Source organism: Bartonella sp. OD88NMGDW (assembly GCF_042193775.1).
Lineage (GTDB): Bacteria > Pseudomonadota > Alphaproteobacteria > Rhizobiales > Rhizobiaceae > Bartonella > Bartonella grahamii.
In genome coordinates, this window is sequence record NZ_JBHIMA010000033.1 from 1 (window position 1) to 3,329 (window position 3,329).

Annotated in this window: 3 protein-coding genes and 1 pseudogene; all 4 read left to right on the forward strand. The window is 46.6% G+C overall.

Translation table 11 applies throughout. The annotated features are described in order from the left end of the window. Positions 1–49: 49 nt before the first annotated feature. Positions 50–568, forward strand: coding sequence for a phage major tail tube protein (locus ACFIJR_RS08750; RefSeq protein WP_375654034.1), 519 nt, complete (start codon positions 50–52; stop codon positions 566–568). A 41-nt stretch (positions 569–609) separates the two neighbouring features. Next, positions 610–1,023, forward strand: a complete 414-nt coding sequence (locus ACFIJR_RS08755; RefSeq protein ID WP_375648859.1) for a hypothetical protein — start codon at positions 610–612, stop codon at positions 1,021–1,023. A 131-nt stretch (positions 1,024–1,154) separates the two neighbouring features. After that, positions 1,155–2,882 (forward strand): phage tail tape measure protein, encoded by a 1,728-nt coding sequence (locus tag ACFIJR_RS08760; protein WP_375654036.1) that lies wholly within the window; start codon positions 1,155–1,157, stop codon positions 2,880–2,882. 7 nt (positions 2,883–2,889) lie between these two features. Then, positions 2,890–3,329, forward strand: a pseudogene (locus tag ACFIJR_RS08765) (phage tail tape measure protein); the annotation flags it as partial.

Consider the following 3,329-nt stretch of genomic DNA (forward strand, 5'->3'; position numbering starts at 1 on the left):
ATTTGGCGATACGTTTGAAACTTATCGTAAAGCAGCAAGGAGTTAAAGCATGACTTTACGCATTGTACGCGGTTTTACCTTGATTGTTGATGATGATGTGAATCTTCACCTTGATCTTGAGACATTGAAACTGCCCACGTTAGAAGAAATCACCGAAACCTATCAACCAGGCGACTCTGATATGCAAATTGATGTGAGCGGTCTTGGTGTGAAAGCGCTAAGTTTACAAATGAAAATCCGCAGTCACACACCCGAAATTATCGGTATCTTTGGTGGTCCTCCTGGTCTTCGTCATAAATTCACCGGAAAAAAACATGTGATCTCTGAAGAAGATGGACGCGAGCATGAGCATTCCATTGATGTCACGGGGCGCTTGGTCAAAGTCGATAGCGAAGGCTTAACAGCTGGAAAAGCGACAGGCTATGATTGCGAAATCAAAAATGTTTGGGACTATACGGAATTTTGGGATGGCTCTGTTTTGCACCGCTTTTCTTTTAAACGGGGCGGCTGGCTTGTCCGCAATGGGCAAGAGATCGGTTCTCGCCGCCGCTCTATTCTCAATTTATAAGCTCTCATTATTGATAGGGTTCTCATTTATAGGAATTGATCATGACAAGTTTACAAACCAGCATTGACGTGGAATTGCAGGTTCCGCTTCTTTATCAGGATAAAGGAGGCAAAGAATCTCTCTGCAAGAAACTGACCTTTTATCGCCCAAACTTCAAGCAAGCACGCCAATTAGCGGTGTTGATTGGACCGCAGTTGGTAGAGCTCGTTCTACCCGCTGTAGAAGAGGATAAAACAACATTGGGCAATGATATTCTTGTTCTTAAGCTTTGTGAGGCTTTATTTACCCATGAGGCTATGGAAGGAATAGCCGTGCTTTTAGCCGATATGTCACATGAATCTATTGAATTGATTAATCGTCTTGATGTTGTTGACATTATGGCTGTTTTCAAGGCTTTTTTTGCTTTTTTTACGCAACGCCAATCCTCTCTGCCAGACAATTTGGGGCAGAACTAGCCCTTTATTATCACTGGGCGCCTTCAGAAATTAACCAGATGGATTGGCTGGATGTGATTGCCTATCGAGAAGAACTCGCACGCCTTAAAGCCCAAGAATATGAAAGCCATCAGTTAGGATAAGAGACGATCATGGATGTTTCCCTTGTTGTGCGTTTTGTCAATCACCTGCAAGAGGGGATAGCTTCTGCCAAGCGTGATCTTGCAGCCTTCAGTAGCGATGTTGCGCATTTCCAAAACAAGACAAGGCAGCATTTTAAAGGGTGGTTTGACCCTGAGCATCTTGAGGATGCGACAAAGAATGCGAAAAATGCTTTTATCCAAGCGCGGGGGCGCATGGTGGGTGCCATTGCGCAAACAGCAACCTTAATTGCACCGCTCTATAAAGCCATGCAATTTGACCAATCGATGAAGGGATTAGAAAAGGTTCTCGATGCCCCCCTTCATCGCTTAAAGGAATTGCGCCGTTTTGCGCTTGAAACCTCCACCAAGATTCCGCTAGCGGCACGTGAAGTCTTAGAACTGATGACCAGTGCCAGCCAAGCAGGGATTGGCGAACAAGATCTAGAAGCTTTTAGCATTTATGCTGCCAAAGCGGCTGTAGCTTTTGATATGACGGGAGATCAGATTGGGGAGCGCTTTGCCAAATTGCGCAATGTCTTTAAGCTTAATCAAGCAGGCATTGAAGATCTAGGCGATGCTATCAATCATCTCTCTAATCACATGGCGGCAAAGGCAAGTGAGGTGTCTGATTTTACCAATCGTGCTACCGGTGCGGCAACCATGTTTAAGTTGACAGCGCGCGAAACTGCGGCATTTGGTACGGCGATGATTTCTGCTGGGATTGTTCCAGAGAGTGCCGCGCGTGGTTTTAATGCGATGAGTGCGCGCATACAGGCGGGGGGCAAACATATTGAAGATGCTTTTGCCAATATTGGGCTTTCTCGCGAAAAATTTATGCAAGATCTGGACAAAGATGCCACCGGTACCTTGGTACGCTTTTTTGATGTTTTAGCGAAATCTGAACAGGGGATGCGTTCCCTGATTGCCATTGCTGGGCGCGATTTTACTGGTGATTTTGCCAAATTGGTGGGCAATCCCGAATTGTTAGGGCAAGCTTTAGATTATGTGAAAGATCCACAAGTCTTTAAAGGTTCGGTAGAACAAGAAGCAGACAAACAAGCAACCGGTGCCATGCGGCAATTTGAATTGTTGCAAAACCGCATTGTGGCTTTAGGGATTACCATTGGTGAAGTGCTTCTGCCCCCCCTCAACAGTTTGATGGAAAGTGTTGGCAATTTTACCAATGGGTTGATGGCGTGGGCGAATGCCCATCCCACTTTAACAAGCGCCATCATCAAAACCATTGCCGCTCTGATGGCTTTTAATATTGCTCTACGGGTTTTGCGCTTTACTCTTGCCGGGACACGCCTTGGGCTTCTTCAATTGATCACGTCTTTTATCAAGCTTAGAGTACTCAGTCGTGGTGTTGCTGCAAGCTGGCGGGGCTTAGCAGCCGCAGGGCGCTCGCTGGGCTTGCTAACCGCGGGTCTTGGGGCAAGTTCACTCCGACTCTTACGCCCCATGACCTTGTTGGTCGGGGCTTTACGGGGGATTGCTGTCTCAGGAAGTGCATTTGCTGCCTCTTTTGGCTCTGTTGGGACAGTGATCGAAGTGGTTGGGGCGGGTATTGCCTCTGTTGTGGGGGGTATTTTTACTCCAATAGGGGCTGCGGTTGCTGCTGTTGTGGCTGTCATCCTTGCTGCTGGTTTTGCTTTGTGGAAATATTGGGATCGTTTTTCTTCATTTGTCAAAGGTTTGGCACGGGGGGGTATCTCGGGCTTTTGGGCAAGCCTTTGAAGCCGTCATGCGCTTTTTTGGTGCTGATACCACCACCATTACGCGTTGGAAAAATATAATCGCCAATGCTTTTGATCTCTCTCAAGTTTGGCAAAAGTTTAAACAAGAGCTTTCCTCTGTTGCCGAGTGGTTTGGCAATTTGTGGGAGGGCGTTAAACAAAGCTTTTCCAACTTTTGGCAATGGTTGAAGAGTTTTTTTACACAGGAAAAGCTCTCGGAGAGTGCCAAGGCTGGTATGGAACAAGCGGGCGAAGATCTGGCTAATTCGATTGTCGATGGTTTTATGTCGTCTATCTCACAATTGATGGATTATTGTAAATCTTTGCCTAGCCGCATTAAGGGGTGGATTGGTTCCATTGATGTAAGAGAGTTTTTGCCAAGTTTTTTGGGAGGCACAACAGCCATTCAACCGATTGCACAATTTGCGGGGGCGGGGCATGCAAATCC